This window comes from Streptomyces sp. WM4235 (assembly GCF_001279725.1).
In the GTDB taxonomy this organism is placed as follows: domain Bacteria; phylum Actinomycetota; class Actinomycetes; order Streptomycetales; family Streptomycetaceae; genus Streptomyces.
Genome location: NZ_LGDE01000423.1, coordinates 1 through 21,250, shown reverse-complemented (window position 1 = coordinate 21,250; position 21,250 = coordinate 1). Strand labels below are relative to the sequence as shown.

General features: G+C 72.4%; 19 protein-coding genes. 5 read left to right on the top strand and 14 right to left on the bottom strand.

Going from position 1 to position 21,250, the window contains the following annotated elements; all coding sequences use genetic code 11:
• Positions 1-310: 310 nt before the first annotated feature.
• The 7 genes from pheT to infC all read right to left on the bottom strand — a co-directional run bounded on the left by pheT (position 311) and on the right by infC (position 7,985).
• Positions 311-2,839, bottom strand: a complete 2,529-nt coding sequence (pheT, locus tag ADK55_RS24385; RefSeq protein ID WP_053681919.1) for a phenylalanine--tRNA ligase subunit beta — start codon at positions 2,837-2,839, stop codon at positions 311-313.
• Positions 2,839-3,966 carry a phenylalanine--tRNA ligase subunit alpha gene (gene pheS, locus ADK55_RS24380; RefSeq protein WP_053681918.1) on the bottom strand — a complete coding sequence of 376 codons (1,128 nt, stop codon included), beginning with the start codon at positions 3,964-3,966 and terminating at the stop codon, positions 2,839-2,841. The genes pheT and pheS overlap by 1 nt, the downstream gene beginning before the upstream one ends.
• Positions 3,967-4,131: 165 nt before the next feature.
• Complete coding sequence (locus tag ADK55_RS24375) at positions 4,132-5,352, bottom strand: sensor histidine kinase (protein WP_053681917.1); 1,221 nt, start codon at positions 5,350-5,352, stop codon at positions 4,132-4,134.
• A gap of 56 nt (positions 5,353-5,408) precedes the next feature.
• Complete coding sequence (locus tag ADK55_RS24370; protein WP_053681916.1) at positions 5,409-6,266, bottom strand: TrmH family RNA methyltransferase; 858 nt, start codon at positions 6,264-6,266, stop codon at positions 5,409-5,411.
• Between the two features lie 200 nt (positions 6,267-6,466).
• Positions 6,467-6,853, bottom strand: a complete 387-nt coding sequence (gene rplT / locus ADK55_RS24365) for a 50S ribosomal protein L20 (protein ID WP_007263143.1) — start codon at positions 6,851-6,853, stop codon at positions 6,467-6,469.
• 101 nt (positions 6,854-6,954) lie between these two features.
• The gene (gene rpmI, locus ADK55_RS24360; RefSeq protein ID WP_030387121.1) at positions 6,955-7,149 is read right to left on the bottom strand and encodes a 50S ribosomal protein L35; all 195 of its coding nucleotides are present in this window, start codon (positions 7,147-7,149) and stop codon (positions 6,955-6,957) included.
• Between the two features lie 104 nt (positions 7,150-7,253).
• Positions 7,254-7,985, bottom strand: a complete 732-nt coding sequence (infC, locus tag ADK55_RS24355) for a translation initiation factor IF-3 (RefSeq protein WP_053681915.1) — start codon at positions 7,983-7,985, stop codon at positions 7,254-7,256.
• Between the two features lie 350 nt (positions 7,986-8,335).
• On the opposite strand from infC, the gene ADK55_RS24350 reads away from it, so the two are divergent.
• Positions 8,336-8,713: a DUF1844 domain-containing protein gene (locus ADK55_RS24350; protein WP_053681953.1), complete on the top strand. Its 378-nt coding sequence runs from the start codon at positions 8,336-8,338 to the stop codon at positions 8,711-8,713.
• 85 nt (positions 8,714-8,798) lie between these two features.
• Here the strand turns inward: ADK55_RS24350 and ADK55_RS24345 are convergent, their stop codons facing one another.
• Genes ADK55_RS24345 through ADK55_RS24335 form a run of 3 tightly spaced genes read right to left on the bottom strand, consistent with a single transcriptional unit; the run spans position 8,799 to position 11,526 of the window.
• Entirely contained in the window at positions 8,799-9,539 is a 741-nt protein-coding gene (locus ADK55_RS24345; RefSeq protein ID WP_053681914.1) for an SseB family protein, read from the bottom strand.
• 2 nt (positions 9,540-9,541) lie between these two features.
• Positions 9,542-10,750, bottom strand: coding sequence for a type VII secretion-associated serine protease mycosin (gene mycP / locus ADK55_RS24340; RefSeq protein ID WP_234350223.1), 1,209 nt, complete (start codon positions 10,748-10,750; stop codon positions 9,542-9,544).
• The gene (locus tag ADK55_RS24335; protein WP_053681913.1) at positions 10,747-11,526 is read right to left on the bottom strand and encodes a hypothetical protein; all 780 of its coding nucleotides are present in this window, start codon (positions 11,524-11,526) and stop codon (positions 10,747-10,749) included. Before ADK55_RS24335 ends, mycP begins: the two co-directional genes overlap by 4 nt.
• 242 nt (positions 11,527-11,768) lie before the next feature.
• Here ADK55_RS24335 and ADK55_RS24330 point away from each other — a divergent pair, with 242 nt between their 5' ends.
• Positions 11,769-12,962, top strand: a complete 1,194-nt coding sequence (locus ADK55_RS24330; RefSeq protein WP_053681912.1) for an amino acid deaminase/aldolase — start codon at positions 11,769-11,771, stop codon at positions 12,960-12,962.
• A gap of 23 nt (positions 12,963-12,985) precedes the next feature.
• On the opposite strand, the gene ADK55_RS24325 is transcribed toward ADK55_RS24330, so the two are convergent.
• The 4 genes from ADK55_RS24325 to ADK55_RS24310 all read right to left on the bottom strand — a co-directional run bounded on the left by ADK55_RS24325 (position 12,986) and on the right by ADK55_RS24310 (position 18,003).
• Entirely contained in the window at positions 12,986-14,284 is a 1,299-nt protein-coding gene (locus tag ADK55_RS24325; RefSeq protein ID WP_078999342.1) for a haloacid dehalogenase-like hydrolase, read from the bottom strand.
• A gap of 121 nt (positions 14,285-14,405) precedes the next feature.
• Positions 14,406-15,197 carry a 3-oxoacyl-ACP reductase gene (locus tag ADK55_RS24320; RefSeq protein ID WP_053681911.1) on the bottom strand — a complete coding sequence of 264 codons (792 nt, stop codon included), beginning with the start codon at positions 15,195-15,197 and terminating at the stop codon, positions 14,406-14,408.
• 7 nt (positions 15,198-15,204) lie between these two features.
• Positions 15,205-16,584 (bottom strand): aldehyde dehydrogenase family protein, encoded by a 1,380-nt coding sequence (locus ADK55_RS24315; RefSeq protein ID WP_234350222.1) that lies wholly within the window; start codon positions 16,582-16,584, stop codon positions 15,205-15,207.
• A gap of 48 nt (positions 16,585-16,632) precedes the next feature.
• Positions 16,633-18,003: a glutamine synthetase family protein gene (locus ADK55_RS24310; RefSeq protein ID WP_053681910.1), complete on the bottom strand. Its 1,371-nt coding sequence runs from the start codon at positions 18,001-18,003 to the stop codon at positions 16,633-16,635.
• Between the two features lie 77 nt (positions 18,004-18,080).
• Between ADK55_RS24310 and ADK55_RS24305 the strand changes: the two genes are divergently transcribed.
• From ADK55_RS24305 to ADK55_RS24295, 3 genes are all read left to right on the top strand, one after another.
• Positions 18,081-18,827, top strand: coding sequence for a FadR/GntR family transcriptional regulator (locus ADK55_RS24305; protein ID WP_053681909.1), 747 nt, complete (start codon positions 18,081-18,083; stop codon positions 18,825-18,827).
• A gap of 140 nt (positions 18,828-18,967) precedes the next feature.
• Positions 18,968-20,437 (top strand): ethanolamine permease, encoded by a 1,470-nt coding sequence (gene eat / locus ADK55_RS24300; protein WP_053681908.1) that lies wholly within the window; start codon positions 18,968-18,970, stop codon positions 20,435-20,437.
• Between the two features lie 73 nt (positions 20,438-20,510).
• Positions 20,511-21,233 (top strand): gamma-glutamyl-gamma-aminobutyrate hydrolase family protein, encoded by a 723-nt coding sequence (locus ADK55_RS24295; protein ID WP_053681907.1) that lies wholly within the window; start codon positions 20,511-20,513, stop codon positions 21,231-21,233.
• The last annotated feature ends 17 nt before the right edge of the window (positions 21,234-21,250 follow it).

Here is a 21,250-nt window from a genome sequence, read left to right as displayed (position 1 = left end):
GGCCTCGTGAAGAGGCCGCTCGGGTCGTCGGCTCCCCCTCGTACAGTGCGACGACCCGGCACCGCGCCGCCCGTTCTGTTGTCTGCCCGACACTCCACGGCAGGACGGGCGGCGCGCCACGGTTCCGCCGGAGCCCGGTTGGTCGCCGGGAACCGCCGGAACCGGGCCGAACGCGCACCGGGCCCATCCACCGGGTCCGGTGCGTGCGGCCGGCGCACCCCACAGCGCTTCCACCCCCTGTACCGAACGACCGAGGGGCGCATCCGGTGATCCGGATGCGCCCCTCGGCAGGCCTGTGTCGGCGGTGCGGTCACACGCCCCGCAGCACCGCGCCCGTCCGCTCGCCGGCCAGGGCCACCGCCGCGTCGCGCGCGGCCGTGGACTCCTCGGCCGTCAGCGTGCGGTCGGTCGCCCGGAAGCGCAGCGCGTACGCGAGGGACTTCTTGCCCTCGCCCACCTGCTCACCGGTGAACACGTCGAACAGCCGCAGGGACTCCAGCAGTTCGCCCGCTCCGCTGCGCAGCGCGTCCTCGACCGCCGCGGCGGGTACCGCGGTGTCCACGATCAGCGCCACGTCCTGGGTCGCCACCGGGAAGGAGGAGATCCGGGGCGCCCGCAGGGCCTCGCCGCCGGCCGCCGCGAGGCGGTCCAGGTCGAGTTCCATGGCGCTGGTGCGGGCCGGCAGGCCCATCGCCTTGACCACGCGCGGGTGCAGCTCACCGGCGTGGCCGATGACCGTCTCCACCCCGTCGAGGGTGACGAGCAGCTCGGCGCACCGGCCCGGGTGCCAGGGGCCGTACCGGCCCTGGCGCACGGTGAGTTCGGCGCCGGCCTCGACGGCCAGCGAGCGCGCCGCCTGGACGGCGTCGGCCCAGCCGGCCGGGTAGCCCTTGCCCCACCAGCCGGCCTGCTCGCGCGCTCCGGCCAGCACGACCGCGGCGTACCGCGGCTGGGCCGGAAGGGCCGCGTCGAGGGTGGCGATCTCCTCGTCCGTGGGACGCCGGTCGACGGGCAGTCGTACGGCGACGCCCGGCTGCGGGCCGGCGAGGAAGACCGAACCGGTCTCGAAGAGCGCCAGGTCGTGGCTGCCCCGGCTGTCGTTGCGCCGCAGCGCGTTCAGCAGACCCGGCAGCAGCGTGGTGCGCAGCGCCGGCTCCTCGTCGGAGATCGGGTTGACGAGCTTGACGACCCGGCGGGCGGAGTCGTCCGCGGCCAGCTGGAGCTGGTCGAAGACGCCCTCGCCCAGGAACGGGTAGCTGAGCACCTCGACGTAGCCCGCGCCGGCCAGCGCGCGGCCCACCCGGCGGTGCAGCTGCTGCCGGGCGGTCAGACCGCGACCGGAGGGCACCTGCGGCAGGGTCGACGGCAGGTTGCCGTAGCCCTCCAGCCGGATGACCTCTTCGGCGAGGTCGTTGGGCTCGGCGAGGTCGGGGCGCCACGACGGGACGGTGACGACGAGCTCGTCCTGCCCGTAGACGTCGCAGCCGATCTCCTGGAGGCGGCGGACGACGGTCTCGCGACCGTAGTCCATGCCCGCGACCCGGTCCGGGTGGTCGGCGCGCATGGCGATGGTGCGCGGGGCACCCGGGGCGATGAGGTCGGTGACGCCGGCCTCGGCGGTGCCGCCGGCGACCAGCACGAGCAGGTCCACGGTGCGCTGCGCGGCCGCGGCGGCGGCCTGCGGGTCCACGCCGCGCTCGAAGCGCTTGGAGGCCTCGGAGGACAGCTTGAGGCGGCGTGCGGTGCGCGAGATCGACACGGCGTCGAAGTGCGCCGCCTCGATGACCACGTCGGTGGTGCCCGTGACCCGGCCGGTCTCGGGGTCGGTGACGGAGTCGGCGATCTCGGTGTTGGCGCCGCCCATGACACCCGCGAGCCCGATCGGGCCGCTGTTGTCGGTGATCACCAGGTCCTCGGCGTCGAGCGTGCGCTTGACCCCGTCGAGGGTGGTGAACTTCTCGCCCTGCTCGGCACGGCGGACACCGATGGCGCCGTCGATGCGCGAGCGGTCGTAGGCGTGCAGCGGCTGACCGAGTTCGAGCATCACGTAGTTGGTGATGTCGACGGCGAGCGAGATCGGGCGCATGCCCGCCTTCTGCAGGCGGCGGCTGAGCCAGATCGGGGAGCGCGCCTCGGGGTCGAGACCGGTCACGGTGCGCGCGGTGAAGCGGTCGCAGCCGGCCGGGTCGTCGATCTTGACGAGGTAGCCGTACGAGTTCGGCGCGGGTACGTCGAGCAGCGCCGGGTCGCGCAGCGGCAGGCCGTAGGCGGTGGCGGCCTCGCGGGCCACACCGCGCATCGACATGCAGTAGCCGCGGTCCGGGGTGATGTCGATGTCGAGGACCTCGTCGACGAGCTGGAGCAGCTCGATCGCGTCGGTGCCGACCTCGTGCTCGTGCGGCAGCACGATGATGCCGTGCGTGCCGTCGTCGCCCATGCCCAGCTCGTCGCCGGAGCAGATCATGCCGTGCGAGGTCTTGCCGTACGTCTTGCGCGAGGCGATCGCGAAGTCTCCGGGCAGCACCGCGCCGGGCAGGACCACGACGACCTTGTCGCCGACGGCGAAGTTCCGGGCGCCGCAGACGATCTCCTGCGGCTCGCCGGTGCCGTTGGCCTGACCGACGTCGACCGTGCAGAAGCGGATGGGCTTGCGGAAGCCCTCCAGCTCCTCGATGGTCAGGACCTGACCGACGACGAGGGGGCCCTTGAGCCCGGCGCCGAGCTGCTCGACGGTCTCGACCTCGAGGCCGGCGTCGACGAGCTTGGCGGCCACGTCGCGGCCGGTCTCACCTGCGGGGAGGTCTACGTACTCCCGCAGCCAGGAAAGCGGGACGCGCATCAGATCTCACTCCCGAACGGCCGGGTGAAACGGACGTCACCCTCGACCATGTCTCGCATGTCTTCCACGTTGTGACGGAACATCAGCATCCGCTCGATGCCGAATCCGAAGGCGAAGCCGCTGTACTTCTCCGGGTCCACACCACAGGCGACGAGCACCTTGGGGTTGACCATGCCGCAGCCGCCGAGCTCGATCCAGCCCTCGCTGGAGCAGGTGCGGCACGGGCGGTCGGGGTTGCCCACCGACGCGCCGCGACACACGTAGCACTGCATGTCCATCTCGGCGGACGGCTCGGTGAACGGGAAGAAGTGCGGGCGCAGGCGCGTGGTGGTGCCCTCGCCGAACAGCTCCTGGACCATGTGGTCCATGGTGCCCTTGAGGTCCGCCATGGTCAGGCCCTCGTCCACGGCGAGCAGCTCGACCTGGTGGAAGACGGGCGTGTGCGTCGCGTCGAGCTCGTCGGTGCGGTACACCCGGCCCGGGCAGACGATGTAGACGGGGGGCTTGCGCTCCAGCAGCGAGCGCGCCTGCACCGGGGAGGTGTGGGTGCGCAGCACGACACCGGACTCGTCGCCCTCGGTGCCCTCGGGCCCCTGGACGAAGAAGGTGTCCTGCATCTGGCGCGCGGGGTGGTCGGGGGTGAAGTTGAGGGCGTCGAAGTTGAACCACTCCGCCTCGACCTCGGGCCCTTCCGCGACCTCGTACCCCATGGCCGTGAAGATGTCCGCGATGCGGTCCATCAGCGTGGTCAGGGGGTGCCGGGCGCCGGCCGGGATCCGGTCGTGGGGCAGCGTGACGTCCACGGCCTCCTCGACCAGCACCCGCTCGTCGCGCTCGGCCTCCAGCGCGACCGTGCGGGCCCCGAAGGCCTTGTTCACGGCGCCGCGGGCCTGCCCGACGCGCTTGCCCGCCTCGGCCTTGGCCTGGGGCGGCAGGGCGCCGATCTCGCGGTTGGCGAGCGCCAGGGGCGAGCGGTCGCCCATGTGCGCGGTCTTCGCCTCGCGAAGTTCGTCGAGGTCGCCGGCGGACGCGAAGGCGGCGAGCGCCTCGTCCCGCATGCGCTCGATCTCTTCCGGTTTCAGTGCCTCGACCTCGACAGGGTCGTACGACTTGTTCGGTGCCGACATCTCTTCCCGTACTTCCGATGGCTGGCTGGTGGATCCCCGCGCGACCCGCTCGACAGTCTCGACCGACCCGTTTCTGCACAAGGACACAAAGGTGCCAAAGGTCGAGTCTAAAGGTCGCCGGGGGTGAAGGAGCCCGTGGGCCGCCTGGCGAGACCCTCCGCAGGGTTACTGCGTGAGATAGGCCGGGGCGGCGACGGGCAGGATAAATCGGAACTCGGCGCCGCCGTCGGGACCGCGGCCGACCGTGATGGTCCCGCCGTGGGCCTCCACGATGCCCTTGACGATGTACAGGCCCAGCCCGGTGCCGCCGCGCTTGCTGCCGCGCCAGAAGCGGGTGAAGACGCGTCCCATCGACTCTTCGGGGATCCCGGGGCCTTCGTCGGTCACGGTGACGGCGGTTCCCTTCTCGGTCTTCCCCGCGGCGTTCGCGAAGGTGGTCGGCGACACGTCGATGGTGACGGTTCCCTCGCCGTGGCGCACCGCATTTTCGAGGAGGTTGCCGAGGATCTGGTCGATCTTGTCCGGGTCTGCCCAGAGATCGGGCAGGGGACGGCTGACGCGTACGAAGAACCGCTCGGGGGCCTGGCCGTTCGCGGTGAGCGCCTGGACGTGCCGGCCGACGGCGGTGGCGACGTCCACGGGCTGCCGGCGGACCTCCAGCCGCCCGGAGTCGATCCGGGAGATGTCGAGGAGTTCGGCGATGAGGCGGGTGACGCGGTTCGCGTCGGCGTCGACGGTCTCCAGCATCAGCCGCTTCTGGTCGTCGGTGAACCGCTCCCACTTGGCGAGCAGGGTCGCCGTGAACCCCTTCACGGAGGTGAGCGGCGACCTGAGCTCGTGCGCGACGGTCGCGATCAGTTCGGCGTGGCTGCGTTCGGTGCGCCGCCTGGCCTCGGTTCCGCGCAGGGTGACCACCAGGCGGGTGAGCGGGCCGGTGGGGTGGGTGCGCACGTAGCGCGCGGAGACCAGGACCTCCCGCCCGCCGGGGAGGAGGAGGTTCCGCTCGGGCTGGCCGCGCCGGGTGGCCAGGCCTCCGTACGGGTCGGTCAGCGCCCACCAGCGGCGGCCTTCGAGGTCCTCCAGCGGCAGCGCGCGGTCGATCCGCGCCCCGATCGCCCCGCCCGCCGGGAGGGCGGTGATGCGGGCGGCGGCGGAGTTGAAGCAGATGACGCGGCCCGTGTGGTCGGCGACGACCAGGCCGTCGGGCAGGTCGTCCGGGTCGACCGCGAGAGCGGCGAACTCCGACACGGGTGGTTGCTGCCGGTCGGCGGCGCGGGCGGGCGTGGCCTGCGTGGGCACGCCCCGGGCGGCCCGGGCGGGCACGGCCGGGGGCGGCGGTCCGGCCGCCTCGGCGGCCGCCGGCGTGCTGTTCGTACCGACGCTCATGTCCCCGTACCCCACATCTCCGAGTAGCGCAGTGGGCCCCCCGGGCCGCCACATTACTAGCTGGGGGTCACGGAGCGGCACCCTCCGGGCGCCCGCTGTGCACGCGCGGAGGCGTAGAGGCACACGGCGGCGGCCGTGGCGAGGTTCAGGCTCTCGGCCTTGCCGTGGATCGGGACCCTGACGACGGCGTCCGCCAGGGCCCTGGTCTCCTCCGGCAGGCCCCAGGCCTCGTTGCCGAACACCCAGGCCGAGGGACCGCCCATGGTGCCCGCGTCGAGTTCGGCGTCGAGGTCGTCCTCGCCTGCTCCGTCGGCGGCGAGGATCCGTACGCCCGCGGCCCGCAGCCCTTCGACGGCCTGCTCCACCGGCACGCCGACCGCGACCGGGAGGTGGAAGAGGGAGCCGACCGAGGCCCGTACGGACTTCGGGTTGTACAGGTCCACGGAGGCGTCGGTCAGCACCACGGCGTCGGCTCCGGCGGCGTCCGCGCAGCGCAGCACGGTGCCGGCGTTCCCGGGGTCGCGGACGTGGGCGAGGACGGCGACGAGCTTCGGGCCGGCCTTGAGGATGTCCTCGAAGGGCGAGTCCAGGAAGTGGCAGACGCCGACCAGGCCCTGCGGGGTGACGGTCTGCGAGACCTCCGCGAGCACCTCGTCGTCGGCGTAGTGCACGCGCGCCCCGGCCAGGAGCGCGGCCTCGACGATGTCGGCGTAGCGTTCGGCCGCCTCGACGGTGGCGAACAGCTCGGTCAGGGTCGACGCGCCCTGGGGGCCGCGGTGCTCGACGGCCTCGCGGACCGCCTGCGGGCCCTCGGCGATGAACCGGCGCTCCTTGGTGCGGAAGTTGCGCCGCGCCAGGCGCCTGGCGGCGGCCACCCGGGTGGATCGGGGGGAGATCAGCTCGGGGGTGCCCATGTGTCTGCGGTTCTCTCTCGGGGTCCGGAGCGTGGCTCCGCGGGGTTCGCCGACGGACGGAGCCCGGCGGGTCGCGGGAGCCAACGTGGTGGCGGGGTGCGAGGTCCCGCCCCGGCGGTGCGGGGCGAAAGCACACGGACCCGCAGGCGTGGAGCCTGCGGGTCCGTGGGTGCCGGTCGCGTGATGCGGCCGGCTACGCCTTAGGCAGCGGCCTTCGGGGCGTTGACGTCGGCCGGAAGCGCCTTCTGCGCGACCTCGACGAGCGCGGCGAACGCGTTGGCGTCGTTGACGGCCAGCTCCGCGAGGATCTTGCGGTCCACCTCGATGTTGGCGGCCTTCAGACCCTGGATGAGGCGGTTGTACGTCATGCCGTTCTGGCGGGCAGCGGCGTTGATGCGCTGGATCCACAGCTGACGGAAGTCGCCCTTGCGCTTCTTGCGGTCGTTGAAGTTGTAGACCAGCGAGTGGGTGACCTGCTCCTTGGCCTTGCGGTACAGGCGCGAACGCTGACCGCGGTAGCCGGAGGCCGCCTCGAGGATCGCCCGGCGCTTCTTGTGGGCGTTTACTGCCCGCTTGACGCGTGCCACTTTTTAACTCCTTGTAGCGGGGCCGTGGTTGTCTTCACACGACCCGAATTCGATGGGGTCCCGGTCTTGACGTCCCGCTCCCGTGGTGGGAGCGGCGAGCGTCACTTGCCGAGAAGCTTCTTGATCTTCGCGGCGTCGCCGGGAGCCATCTCCGCGGTGCCGGTCAGGCGGCGGGTGACACGGGACGACTTGTGCTCGAGCAGGTGGCGCTTGCCGGCGCGCTCACGGAGCACCTTGCCGGAGCCGGTGATCTTGAAGCGCTTCTTGGAACCGCTGTGCGTCTTGTTCTTCGGCATAGCGCCGTTATCTCCTCGTCGGTGGCGCCCCCACCGGCCCTTTTCGGGACCGGCTCACGGGAGCGTCATGTTGTGTCGGTGATCCGAGACGGGCTGCCCCGGAATCAGGCCTCGGCAGGTGCCTCGTGAGAGGTGTCCGCCTCGTCGGAGGCTGCCTCGGCGGAGGCGACCGTGTCGTCGGCGTCCTCCGTCACCTCGACGACGTCCTCGGAAGGAGCCTCGTCGTCGGTGAGGGCGACACCCTGGCGCTCGGCCTTGCGGGCGGCCTGCGCCTCGCGGGCTTCGGCCATCGCCTCGGTCTTCTTCTTGTGCGGACCGAGAACCATGATCATGTTTCGGCCGTCCTGCTTCGGGTTCGACTCGATGAACCCGAGGTCCTCGACGTCCGAGGCGAGGCGCTGCAGCAGTCGGTAACCGAGTTCCGGTCGGGACTGCTCGCGACCACGGAACATGATCGTGATCTTGACCTTGTCGCCCTGCTTGAGGAACCGAACGACGTGACCCTTCTTGGTGTCATAGTCGTGCGGGTCGATCTTCGGCCGGAGCTTCATTTCCTTGATGACCGTGTGCGCCTGGTTCTTGCGCGCCTCACGGGCCTTCATGGCCGACTCGTACTTGAACTTGCCGTAGTCCATGAGCTTGCAGACCGGCGGGCGTGCGGACGCCGCGACCTCGACCAGGTCGAGGTCGTACTCCTGCGCGAGCTCAAGCGCCTTCGCAAGCGGCACGATGCCGACCTGCTCGCCGCTCGGACCGACGAGTCGTACCTCGGGAACGCGAATCCGGTCGTTGATGCGGGGCTCGGTGCTGATGGATCCTCCTCGGTAGCACCACACGACTGCCTGGCAGACAGCCGCTGACGATATTGTCGTCAGACCAACCGCGGCGGGGAATGAAAAAAGCCCCGCCGGGCACAGGCAGGGGCTCCAAAAGACCGGAGCACCGCCGCATGCGAACGCGGGGCGCAACTCGGGCAGCTTTCCATCGTCCGTACGGAACGATGGATACCGCCTGACCGGTGACCCGCCACCCCGGAGGGCGGTCAGGTGGGAGATCGGAGCCTCCACTTGTGGGCCGGGGACATACGTCTCCGGCCGGTCGTCAGCCCAATATAGCACCGTGCGCCGGACCCGCTCACCCCGAGCACCGGTCGGCGGGCCGCCCGGCCCGGCTTATCGTGTGGGACATGACTGACGCGACCCCCACTCCCGCCACCGACGCCGACCACGCCCCCGACTACGACGCCATGACCCGCGACATCGCGGACGTGCCCGCCGTCGAGGTGATCACCACGGTGGCCGTGCACCTGCTGAGCGCCGCGGCGGTCAACCTGGGCCTGGACAAGCCGGATTCCGAACACAAGGACCTCGACGAGGCCCGCAAGCTGATCACCGCCCTGGCCGGACTGGTCACCGCGAGCGCCACCGAGATCAGCTCCTTCCACGCGGCTCCGCTGCGCGACGGCCTGAAGTCGCTCCAGCTGGCCTTCCGCGAGGCCTCCCTGGTGCCGGACGAGCCGGGTCAGGGGCCGGGCGAGAAGTTCACCGGTCCCGTCTTCTCCTGACCGGGACGCATGCCGCGTCCCGCCCCGGACGCGAACGGCGCCGGGCCCCTCGGAATCATCCGAGGGGCCCGGCGCCGTTCGCGTCTCAGCGGACGTACAGCGGCTCGCCGGGCGGGGCCGGCGCGTCGGGCGGCAGGAGTGCCAGGTCCAGCCCGCGCACCAGCCGGCCGCGCAGGGTCTCGTCGGCGGCGATGACCTCCGCCACCCGGCGCGCGGTCGCGGCCGGCTGCGCGTCGGCGGCGGGCACGATCGCGAGCGTCCCGTCGGCGTCGCCCCGCCCCGCGACCAGGTGGGCCCGGAGCACGGCGGGCTCGGCGGCCACGGCCGCCCGTACGGCCTCGCGCACGGCGGGGTCGTCGACCGGGCTCGTACCCGTGCGGCCCTCCGCGAGGGCGAGCAGCGCCGGGCCGGTCAGCTGATAGGTCACCGGCCCGGCCAGGTCGAGGACGATCGTGTCGGCCTTCTCGTGGGCCGCCGCGGCCAGGGCCTGGTGCAGCGGCACCGCGACCGGGCGGGCCGTCGGGTCCCAGAGCGCCAGCGAGGCGATCGAGGTGAAGGCGGGCAGCGCACGCCGGTCCCCCGCCGTGAGGGTGGGGACGGCCATGTCGCTGGTCTTCTCCCGCTTGAGCCCGGTCTCCGGGTCGGTCTCCACCTCGCCGAGGACCGCGACCACGGGGACCAGCAGGCGGGCGCCCTTGAGGGCGGCCAACACCTCCGGTTCGAGCGCCTTGTCCTGGGACCAGGCGGCCAGGGCCGAACTCAGGACGGGATCGGCCGAGCCGTCGTCGTCGGAGAAACCGGGGTCGGGAATGTTCTTGTTCGCCACAATCAACCGACCCTATCCCGCCGGGAAACCCTCGGGCGCCGGGCCAGTACGCCGGCCAGTGCGAGCAGCGCCACACCCGCGGCCGCGGCCGCCGGGGGCCCCAGGCGCGGCGAGCGTTGCGGCGGGCGGACGGGTTCGGGGCCGGGGCCGAAGTACTCCCGGCCGGCCGGGACGGGGGTGGGCAGCGGCGCTTCGGGGCGGAGCCCGTCCGCGGCCTGGAGGGCGGCGACCGCGTCGACCGTGCCGTGGCCCCTGGCGTCGTCGCGGCCCCCGGCCGGGGCGTCGGAGGCGGTGTCCTCCAGCAGTTTCTTGATCTGCGCCGGGGACAGGTCCGGGTGCGCGGCCTTGACGAGGGCCACGGTGCCGGAGACGAAGGCGGCCGCGGCGCTGGTGCCCCACGCCTCGTAGTAGGAGCGGTCGGGGTCCGCGATGACCACGTCCACGCCGGGGGCGCTGACGGTCGCGTACCAGTGGCGGGTGGAGAAGTCGGCCTTGCGGCCCTCGCGGTCGACGGCGGTGACGGCGATGACCCCCGGGTAGGCGGCCGGGTAGGAGGTGGGGTCGCCGCGCTCGCCGCCGTTGCCCGCGGAGGCGACGACGACCACGCCCTTGCCGAGCGCGTACCGGACCGCCTCGTCCTCGGCGCCCTCGTGGTGGGCGGACTCGCTGTCGTCGCCGAGCGAGAGGTTGATGACGTCGGCGCCGTGGTCGGCGGCCCAGCGGATGCCCTCGGCGAGGGCCCCGGACTTGCTTCCGCGGGCCTTCGCCCGGCCCGGGTCGGCCTCTTCCAGGATCACCCGTACCGGCAGGATCCTGGCCTGCGGGGCGATGCCGAGGATGCCTTGGCCGCGGCTGGGGCCGTGGCCGCGTCCGGCGATGATGCTCGCCATCGCGGTGCCGTGCCGGGCCCAGGCGCGGTCGCCGCGGCCGGCGCCCATGCCGACGAGGTCGGTGCCGTCGAGCACTTGGCCGGCGAGGTCGGGGTGGGTGGCGTCCACGCCGGTGTCGAGGACGGCGACCGTGACCCCGTCGCCCTGGGTGGTTCCCCACGCCTCCTCCGCGCGCAGGGCCAGCAGGCCCCACTGGCGGTCCCGGATGGCGTCGGCGGAGGCGGGGTGCGCGCCGGCTCCGGCGAGGAGGACGGCGAGGGCGAGTGCGGCGGCGGCGCGGGAGCGACTCACGCCCGGGCGGCTCAGGAGCGGGACGCTCACGGTCGGGCCTTCCGGTCCGGGGCGGGTGACGCGGGCGGGGCGGCCAGGGCGGTGACCGCGCGTCCCACCTCCGACGCGACGGCCTTGGCGTCGTGGCCGAGGCCGGACTCGGCCACGACGCCGGTCGCGTCCTGCCGGACGGCCTCCTCGGCGGGCCGGGGGGCGTCGGGTGCGCGGCCGTCGGCGAACGCGGAGACGGTGTAGACGATCGCGGGGGCGCCCGCGATCGGGGTGGCGGTCCAGGCGGCGCGCCGGGAGTCGGAGAACCCGAAGGCGGAGGGGAGGGTCATCCGGTCGCGGAAGCCGGCCATCGTGGTGGAGTCCGCGGTGGTGAAGACCAGGCCGACGGCGATCAGGGAGCTGCGGGTGGAGTCGATGTAGGTGGCGCGGAGCACGCGGGTGCAGCCGGTGTCGGCCAGGGTCGCGCGCCAGGTGGCGTCGAGGGCGGCGGGGCAGTCGGCGTCGGGGGCGAGCGCGATCCGGGTCCAGGCCCGGTCGGCGCCGTCGGGGCCCTTGTCGCGGCCGTCGAGGGAGGGCGGGAAGAGGCGGTCGACGGGGGCGTCGCGCCAGAGCGTGGCCGCTTTGCGGTAGGCGGCGTCGGGGGCCACGGGGCGTTGTGCTTCCCGGTGTTCGATCCAGGCGGTGAACGCGGCTCCGCCGACGAGGCCGGTTCCCAACACCCCGAAGAGGACGGCGGCCGTCACGCGTGCGGGGCGCCGGCGCGGGGGCGGGTCGGTCTCGGCCAGGACCGGCGATTGCGGTGTGGACGTCGTCATCCGGCTGCTCCGCCCCCGTTCTTACGCTGCGGCCTTCCCCGTACTGTACGGGGGCCCCGGCAGGGGGGTGGAAGGGGTGCGCGGTCGACCCCGGGTCGCCGGAGGGCGGCCGACCCGCTCGTCGGGGCCGCGTCCCGGGCGGGGAAGCCGGGGTCACGGCCGAATGGTGGTCGTTCTCGGCCGCGCGGGGTGGTGACACGCACCCCCTACCCACCGGTACACGGGCATGGCAGGCTGCCGCCATGACTTCCGACCGTGCCCGGTACGACAAGGCCACCGCCCACCTCGACGCGCCGCTGGCCATCGTGGATCTGGCCGCGTTCGACGCCAACGCCGACGACCTCGTCCGCCGTGCGGCCGGCAAGCCGATCCGGGTGGCCAGCAAGTCCGTCCGGTGTCGTGTGCTGCTCGAACGGGTGCTGGCCCGACCCGGGTTCGAGGGGATCATGTCGTACACCCTCGCCGAGAGCATCTGGCTGGCCCGTTCCGGGTTCGAGGACGTGCTCCTCGCCTATCCCTCCGCCGACCTCGCCGGTTTCGCGGAACTCGCGGACGACCCCAAACTGGCCGGGGCGATCACCGTGATGGTGGACGACCTCGCCCAGGTGGAACTCATCGACCGGGCCAGGGACGGGGGTTCCCAGGAGATCCGGGTCTGTCTGGAGTTGGACACCGCGCTGCACCTCCTCGGCGGCAGGGTCCGGGTGGGCGCCCGCCGTTCGCCGCTGCGCGAGCCGCGGCAGCTCGCGGACCTGGCCCGCGCGGTCTCGGCCCGTGCGGGGTTCCGGGTCGTGGGGCTGATGGGCTACGAGGGTCATGTCGCCGGTGTCGGCGACTCGTTGGCCGGGCGCCCGCTGCGGTCCCGGGCGATCCGCCTGATGCAGGGCGCGGCTCGCAGGGAGTTGGCGGCCCGTCGCGCCGAGACGGTACGGGCCGTCCGTGCGGTGGTGCCCGACCTGGAGTTCGTCAACGGGGGCGGCACCGGCAGCGTGCAGCAGACCGCCGCCGAGGACGCGGTCACGGAGATCGCCGCCGGTTCGGGGCTCTACGTGCCGCGGCTGTTCGACAATTACACGTCCTTCCGGGGGCGGCCGGCCGCCCTGTTCGCCCAGCCCGTGGTCCGCCGGCCCGGCGTGGGGGTCGTGACCGTGCTCGGCGGCGGGTATCCGGCCTCGGGTGCGCCCGGCCCGGACCGGCTGCCCGTGCCGTACCTCCCCGCGGGCCTGCGTTACGACCCGCAGGAGGGCGCCGGCGAGGTCCAGACGCCGCTGCTCGGCGGCCCGGCCGACGATCTGCTGATCGGCGACCGGGTGTGGTTCCGGCACGCGAAGGCGGGCGAACTGTGCGAGCGCTTCGACACGTTGCACCTCGTCGAGGGTGATCGGGTGACGGCCACCGCCCCGACGTACCGGGGCGAGGGCCGCACGTTCCTCTAGGCCGTCGCGGCGAGCCGGGCCGATCAGTACACGGTGTCCTGCTGGTCGGGGATGACGCTCGTGTCGCCGCGGCGGACGGGGCCCGGGGTGCCGTCGCGCTCGACGTGACCCGTCGTCGCGCACGGGTACGGGCCGGCCTTGCGGCCCTTCGGCTCGATGAACATCGGGTTCACGATCCACTTGCCGTCGCTGTTGTCGTAGGCGCGGCACATGAGTTCGTTCTTGTTGCGGTTGAGGACGAGCCGCAGCGCGGTGGCGTCGCGCAGGAACGAGATGTCGGTGTCGGAGTCGCCGGCGGCGAAGACCTGGCGGCGGGCGGCCGGTTGGACCTTCTCGGCGGCGGCGCCCCGTACCCCGAAGACCTCCTTGTTGATCCAGCACCGCTTGCCGTCGATGTACGTGATCATCGTGTCGGCGCCGTCCTTGACGGAGCCGCAGCCCTGGAGGTGGGCGGTGTAACGGCCGTCGCGCGTGGTGGTGTTGCGGATGCCGATGACGTGGTCGGCGTCGATGCCGACGCCCCGGGCCCACACCTCGACGACCGGCTGCGGCGAGGCCGAACTGATCCAGACGTCGAAGCCGGCCTTCCGCAGGGCGCGGATGAGGTCCTTCTGCTGGTCGTAGTAGCGGACCCAGCCGGTGGCGGTCGTGGTGCCGACGCGCTGTTTCGCGCCGACGGGCGCGGCCAGGTTCTCGGCCCGTGCGGCGGCGGCGAAGCCGCGGACCTCGCGGGCGGTCCAGCCCCGTGTGAGCTGGGACAGCCAGGCGTACCCGGGCTCGGTCGTGCGGTGGTCCCAGCCGGCGAAGGCGGCGGCGCCGGACCGGGTGGCGGCGGTGCCGTAGACGGCGTTGACCTCGTCGGCGCAGTCGGCGCCGGCGGGGGTGCCGGTGGGCAGCGGGGCGCCGGGGCGGGCGAGCCGGTCGCAGGCGTCGGCCAGGGCCGCGGCGGCGGCCGGGGTGAGGTGGCGACTGGTGCCGGCCCAGCCGCCGTCGGCGGGGCGGCGGATCTTGCCGTTGCGCAGCAGCCAGAACATGGTGGCGTCGCCGACGTCGTTCTTGACGACCGTGTTGTCCCAGTCGAAGACGGCGACGGGCTTGTCGCGGTTCGGTCGGTACGGGGCGCAGGTGCCGTACGTGTCGAGGAGCCGTTGGAGCCGGGCCTGGTTGTCCCCGTACCAGCCGGCTTCGAGCGTGGGGGTGGTGCAGTGGCCGCCGGGGTGGGCGGCCTGGGCGGCGGGCGCGGTGGCGGCGAGGGAGCCGGCGGCCATCGCCGCGGCGGCCGCGACGGCCCGAAGGCGTCGCGCGGGACCGGATCGGGTCATGGGGGTGGGCACTCCTGATTCCTGCGGGGGCGTCGCGGATGGTGGAGCACGACAGCCGGGCGTCGTGCGACGCCCGGCTGTCGGGGGGTGGTCGAGGGGAGGGCGCGTGCCCGCGGGTCGGCTACAGGGGGGTGACGTACGCGCCGGCGATGCCGCCGTCGACGAGGAAGTCGGTGGCGTTGATGAAGGAGGAGTCGTCGCTGGCGAGGAAGGCCACGGCCGCGGCGATCTCGGTGGGTTCGGCGAACCGGCCCAGCGGGATGTGGACGAGGCGACGGGCGGCGCGCTCGGGGTCCTTGGCGAACAGTTCCTGGAGGAGCGGGGTGTTGACGGGTCCCGGGCAGAGCGCGTTGACGCGGATGCCCTCGCGGGCGAACTGCACGCCGAGTTCGCGGGACATGGCGAGCACGCCGCCCTTGGAGGCGGTGTAGGAGATCTGGGAGGTGGCGGCGCCCATGATCGCGACGAAGGAGGCGGTGTTGATGATGGAGCCGCGGCCCTGGCGCTGCATGTAGGGCAGGGCGGCCTTGCAGCAGAGGTAGACGGAGGTCAGGTTGACGTCCTGGACCCGCTTCCAGGCCTCCAGGCCCGTGGTGAGGATCGAGTCGTCGTCGGGGGGTGAGATGCCCGCGTTGTTGAAGGCGATGTCGACGGAGCCGTAGGTGTCGAAGGCGGTCTTGAAGAGCGCCTCGACCTCCTCGGGGCTGGTGACGTCGACCTTGACGAAGGTTCCGCCGACTTCCTCGGCGGCGGCCTTGCCGGCGGTTTCGTCGATGTCCCCGCAGACGATGTTGGCGCCCTCGGAGGCGAGGCGGCGCGCGGTGGCGAGACCGATGCCGCTGCCGGCTCCGGTGATGACGGCGGTACGGCCGACCAGGCGGCGGCAGACGATCTCGTTGTCGGAAGTGGTCATGGTGGGTTCAGGCCTCCGTGCTGATGAAGACGTTCTTGGTCTCGGTGAAAGCGGTGAGGGCGTCGGGTCCGAGCTCCCGGCCGAGGCCGGACTGCTTGTAGCCGCCGAAGGGCGTCCAGTAGCGGACGCTGCTGTGGGAGTTGACGGACAGGTTGCCCGCGGCGACGGCGCGCGAGACGCGCAGGGCGCGGCCGATGTCGCGGGTCCACAGGGAGCCGGAGAGCCCGTACGTGGTGGCGTTGGCCAGGCGCACGGCGTCCTCCTCGTCCTCGAAGGGCAGGACGACGGCGACCGGGCCGAAGACCTCCTCGACGGCGACGGGCGCGGTGGGGTCGACATCGACGACGAGGGTCGGGGGGTACCAGAAGCCGGGGCCGTCGGGGGCGGTGCCGCGGATCGCGGTGAGGTCGTCGGTCACGTGGGACCGTACGCGCTCCCGTTGCGCCTGTGAGATCAGCGGGCCCATCTGGGTCTTCTCGTCGGACGGGTCGCCGACGAGCACGCCTTCGATGCCGGGGGTGACGAGTTCGAGGAACCGGTCGTACACGGAGCGCTGTACGAGGATCCGGGTGCGGGCGCAGCAGTCCTGGCCGGTGTTGTCGAGGAAGGACATCGGGGCCGCCGCGGCGGCGGCCTCCAGGTCGGCGTCGGCGAAGACGATGTTGGGGCTCTTGCCGCCGAGTTCGAGGGTGAGCCGCTTCACCCGGTCGGCGCACTTGGCCATGATCCGCTTGCCGACGGGGGTGGAGCCGGTGAAGACGATCTTCGCGACGCCGGGGTGTTCGACCAGTGCGTCGCCGGTGATCGCGCCCCGGCCGGGGAGCACCTGGAAGAGGTGCTCGGGGATCCCGGCCTGGAGGGCGAGTTCGGCGAGGCGCAGGGCGGTGAGGGGGGTGGTCTCGGCGGGCTTGAGGATGACGGCGTTGCCCGCGGCGAGGGCGGGTGCCACGCCCCAGGCGGCGATCGGCATGGGGAAGTTCCAGGGGGCGATCACGCCGATGACGCCGAGGGGTTCGAGGAAGGTGACGTCGATGCCGCCCGCGACCGGGATCTGCCGACCGGAGAGTCGTTCCACTCCCCCGGCGGCGAAGTCGAGCAGGTCGCGTACGTTGCCGGCTTCCCAGCGGGCGTTGCCGATGGTGTGTCCGGCTTCCCGGACCTCCAGGGCGGCGAGTTCCTCGACGTGTCCGTCGACCACCGCCGCGAAGCGGCGCAGCAGTCGGGCGCGGTCGGCGGGTGAGGCCGCGGCCCAGGCCCGTTGGGCCGCGGCGGCCCTGGTGACGGCGGCGTCGACATCGTCCCGTGTGGCGGTCGGGACGGTGGCGACGATCTCCTCGGTGGCCGGGTTCAGCACTCTCAGATCGAGGGGGGCCAGCTCATCGGACACGTGGTGCCTCTCAGACGTTCGGGTGCGGTGGGTGCGGGGTGGGTGCGGTCAGAGGCGTTCGAAGGAGCGGCGCAGTTCCCAGTCGGTCACCGCGGAGTCGTACGCGTCGAGTTCCACGCGCGCCATGTTGCGGTAGTGGGCGACGACTTCCGGGCCGAACGCGGCCTTGGCGATCTCGCTGTTCTCCCAGAGTTCCGCGGCCTCCCGCAGGGAGGTGGGGACGTGGGCGTAGTCCGCGGTGTACGCGTTGCCGGCGCAGGCCTCGGGCAGTTCCAGGCGGTGCTCGATGCCGTAGAGGCCCGCGGCGACGAGGCCGGAGACGGCGAGGTACGGGTTGACGTCGCCGCCCGGCAGGCGGTTCTCGAAGCGCATGGAGCGGCCGTGGCCGACCACTCGGAGTGCGCAGGTCCGATTGTCCACGCCCCAGGCGACGGCGGTCGGTGCGAAGGATCCGGGGCGGAAACGCTTGTAGGAGTTGATGTTCGGGGCGTAGAGAAGGGAGAAGTCCCGCAGCGCGGCCAGTTGGCCGGCCAGGAAGTGACGCATCACCGGTGACATGCCGTCGGGGTCGTCGGGTCCGCCGGCCATCGCGTTGTGTCCGTCGGCGTCACCCAGTGAGAGGTGGATGTGACAGGAGTTGCCCTCGCGCTCGTCGTACTTGGCCATGAAGGTGAGCGAGACGCCTTCCTGGGCCGCGATCTCCTTGGCTCCCGTCTTGTAGACGGAGTGCTGGTCGCAGGTGGTGAGCGCCTCGTCGTAGCGGAACACGATCTCGTGCTGCCCGAGGTTGCACTCGCCCTTGGCGGACTCGACGACGAGGCCGGCGGCCTGCATCTCGTTGCGGATGCGGCGCAGCAGGGGCTCGATGCGGCCGGTGCCGAGGACGGAGTAGTCGATGTTGTACTGGTTGGCCGGTGTCAGGTCACGGTAGTTGGCGTTCCAGGCCTGTTCGTAGGTGTCCTGGAAGACCATGAACTCCAGTTCGGTGCCGACCATGGCGGTGTACCCGAGGTCGGCGAGGCGCTCCAGTTGGCGGCGCAGGATCTGGCGCGGGGCGGCGACCACCGGCGAGCCGTCGTTCCAGGCCAGGTCGGCGAGGAGGAAGACGCTGCCGGGGTTCCAGGGGAGGCGGCGCAGGGTGGCCGGGTCGGGGTGCATGGCGAAGTCGCCGTAACCGCGGTCCCAGGAGGACATCTCGTATCCGTCGACGGTGTTCATGTCGGTGTCGACGGCGAGCAGGTAGTTGCAGCCCTCGGTGCCGTGGGCGAGTACCTCGTCGAGGAAGAACTGTGCGGCGAACCGCTTGCCCTGGAGGCGCCCCTGCATGTCGGGGAAGGCCAGGACGACTGTGTCGATCTCACCGCTGGCGACGAGGGAGCGGAGCTCCTCGATCGCGAGCGGCGGCTTGCGGTCTACCACTGGAATCTCTCCTTCGGTGAGCCGAGTGCGCCTAAGGTATTGAACAGAACCATTGCTTGGGAAGGGGAGGGGCCGAGATGTCCGATACGACCAGTGAAGGCGACGCGATCGCACGGCTGAATCCCGTGCTGCGACAGGTGCGGGCGGGCAACGGTTTCGAGGAGGCGTTGGAGCAGATCCTCCAGGTCGTCCGACTGGGCCTGGTACCGGGCGGGGAGCGGCTTCCGGCCGAGCGCGAGCTGGCCGAGCGGATGGGGATCAGCCGGGTGACCCTGCGGGAAGTGCTGAAGGTGCTCCAGGACCAGGGCCTGGTGGAGGCCCGTCGCGGCCGGTACGGCGGAACGTTCGTGCTGAACCGCCCCGACACCCCCGCCGGCGGCGCCGAGCAGGAGCTGCGGCGGCGGGTGGCGGGCGTGGACATCGAGGACGCGCTGCGCTTCCGCGAGGTGCTGGAGGTGGGCGCGGCCGGGCTGTGTGCCTCGCAGGGGCTGACCGAGGAGGGCGCCGAGCGGCTGCTCGGCGCGCTGACCGCCACCCACGACGCCCCGCTCGCGGACTACCGCCGCCAGGACACCCTGTTCCACCTCACCCTGTGCGAACTGGCCGGCTCGGCCACGCTGACGGCCCAGTACGCGGCCGTCCGCGCCACCGTGAACGACCTGCTGGACTGCATTCCGCTGCTGGTGCGCAACCTGGAGCACTCGCAGCAGCAGCACTCGACCGTGGTGGACGCGGTCCTGGAGGGGAACGCGGACGCGGCGCGAGAGACGATGCGCGAACACTGCTGCGGGACGGCGGCGCTCCTGCGGGGATTTCTGGCCTGAAATCAGCCCTTCATGGCTGATTCAGCCAGGTTTCGGACCGAGAGCGTTTCGTAACCCCTGTTTAACGCAGGGGTCTTGCGCGCTCCACTCCCATGACGCAAAGGTACGCCTCACAACCATTGCCCTAGGCAGGAGCGCACATGGCCGACGACACCGAGGCCCGGCTGACAGCCGCGGCCGATCCCACCACGTCCCCCGAGGGCGGCGACGGCTACCTGGAACGCCGCACGCTCCGCCGCGGCAGCGCCGGCTGGCTGCTGCTCACCGGTCTCGGCGTCGCGTACGTCGTCTCCGGGGACTTCTCCGGCTGGAACATAGGCCTGGCGCAAGGCGGCTTCGGCGGCCTGGCCATCGCCACCGTCCTGATGGGCACGATGTACGCCTGTCTGGTCTTCTCCCTCGCGGAACTCTCCGCGATCCTGCCCACGGCGGGCGGCGGCTACGGCTTCGCCCGCCGGGCACTGGGCACGTGGGGCGGCTTCCTCACCGGCACCGCGATCCTCATCGAGTACATCCTCGCCCCCGCCGCGATCTCCATCTTCATCGGCGACTACGTCGAATCCCTGAACCTCTTCGGCCTGACCTCCGGCTGGCCGGTCTACCTCGCCTGCTTCGCCATCTTCATCGGAATCCACCTGTGGGGCGTCGGCGAGGCCCTGCGCTTCTCCCTCGTCGTCACCGCCGTCGCCGTGATCGCGCTGATCGTCTTCGCGCTCGGCGCGTTCACCGAGTTCGACGCGTCGAACCTGAACGACATCGCCGTCGACAGCAGCGCCTTCGGCTCGGGCTCCTGGCTTCCGCTGGGCGTCCTCGGCATCTGGGCCGCCTTCCCCTTCGGAATGTGGTTCTTCCTGGGCGTGGAGGGCGTCCCCCTCGCGGCGGAGGAGGCCAAGGACCCGGTCCGTTCGATGCCCAGGGCCCTGTCGATCTCCATGGGCATCCTCGTCCTGCTCGCCCTGATCACCTTCCTCGCCTCGACGGGCGCCCGCGGCGCCGACGTCCTCAAGGACGCCGGCAACCCGCTGGTCGTCGCCCTGGAGGGCAACTCCGGCCTCTCGTGGCTGAAGACGTTCGTCAACTACGCGGGACTCGCGGGCCTCGTGGCGTCGTTCTTCTCCCTCATCTACGCCGGCTCGCGCCAGCTGTTCGCCCTCTCCCGGGCGGGCTACCTGCCGCGCTTCCTGTCCCTGACCTCGAAGCGCAAGGCCCCGTACCTGGGCCTGCTGATCCCCGGCGCGATCGGCTTCGCCCTGGCCGCCGCCACCGGCAACGGTCCGCGCATGCTGAACATCGCCGTGTTCGGCGCGACCATCTCGTACGCCCTGATGGCCCTCTCGCACATCGTGCTCCGCCGGCGGGAGCCCGGTCTGGAGCGCCCGTACCGCACCCCGGGCGGCATCGTCACCTCCTCGGTGGCCTTCGTCCTGGCCCTCTCGGCGCTCGTCGCGACCTTCCTCGTGGACAAGGACGCGGCCTTCATCGCGCTGGCCGTGTACGCCGTCGCCCTCGCCTACTTCGCGCTCTACAGCCGCCACCACCTGGTGGCCTCCGCGCCCGAGGAGGAGTTCGCGGCGCTGGCGGCCGCCGAGGCGGAATTGACCCGCGACTGAAATCCTGGGCCCGTACCGGTTCGCCGGTACGGGTCCGTCGCACCACCCCGGAACCACCCTGGAGGTAGCACCCGTGCCCAGGCCGCTCATCGGCATCACCACCTACGTCGAGGAATCCACCCGCTACAACGTGTGGGACCTCCCGACCGCCCTCGTCCCCTCCGGGTACTACGAACTCGTCCAGGCGGCGGGCGGCGCCGCAGTACTGCTGCCGCCCGACGAACCGGGACGCGCGGCGGAGGTGCTGAGCCGGGTGGACGGCCTGGTCGTCGCGGGCGGCCCGGACGTCGACCCCGTCCACTACGGCGCCCCCCGCGACCCCCGTACGGGCGCACCCGCCACGGTCCGCGACGAGTGGGAGTTGGCCCTCATCAGGGCCGCCCTGGCCGCGGACCTCCCGCTGCTCGGCATCTGCCGGGGCATGCAGGCGCTGAACGTGGCCCTGGGCGGCAGCCTGATCCAGCACCTCGACGGCCACGTCCACACCCCGGGCGCCATCTCCTCGCACCCGGTCCGCCCGGTCGCGGGCACCCGGTACGCGGCGCTGGTGCCGGAGGAGGCGGACGTGCCGACCTACCACCACCAGGCCGTGGACCGCCTGGGCCAGGGTCTGATCGTCTCGGCCCACGCCCTGGATGGCACGGTGGAGGCCATCGAACTCCCCGACCCGGACCGCTGGGTCGTGGGCGTCCAGTGGCACCCGGAACGCGACAAGGACACCCGGGTCATGGCCGCCCTGATCACGGCGGCCACCCCCACCGAGACCCTCACCACCACCCCCCTGGCCCACGTCTGACCCCACCCCTCCAGCCC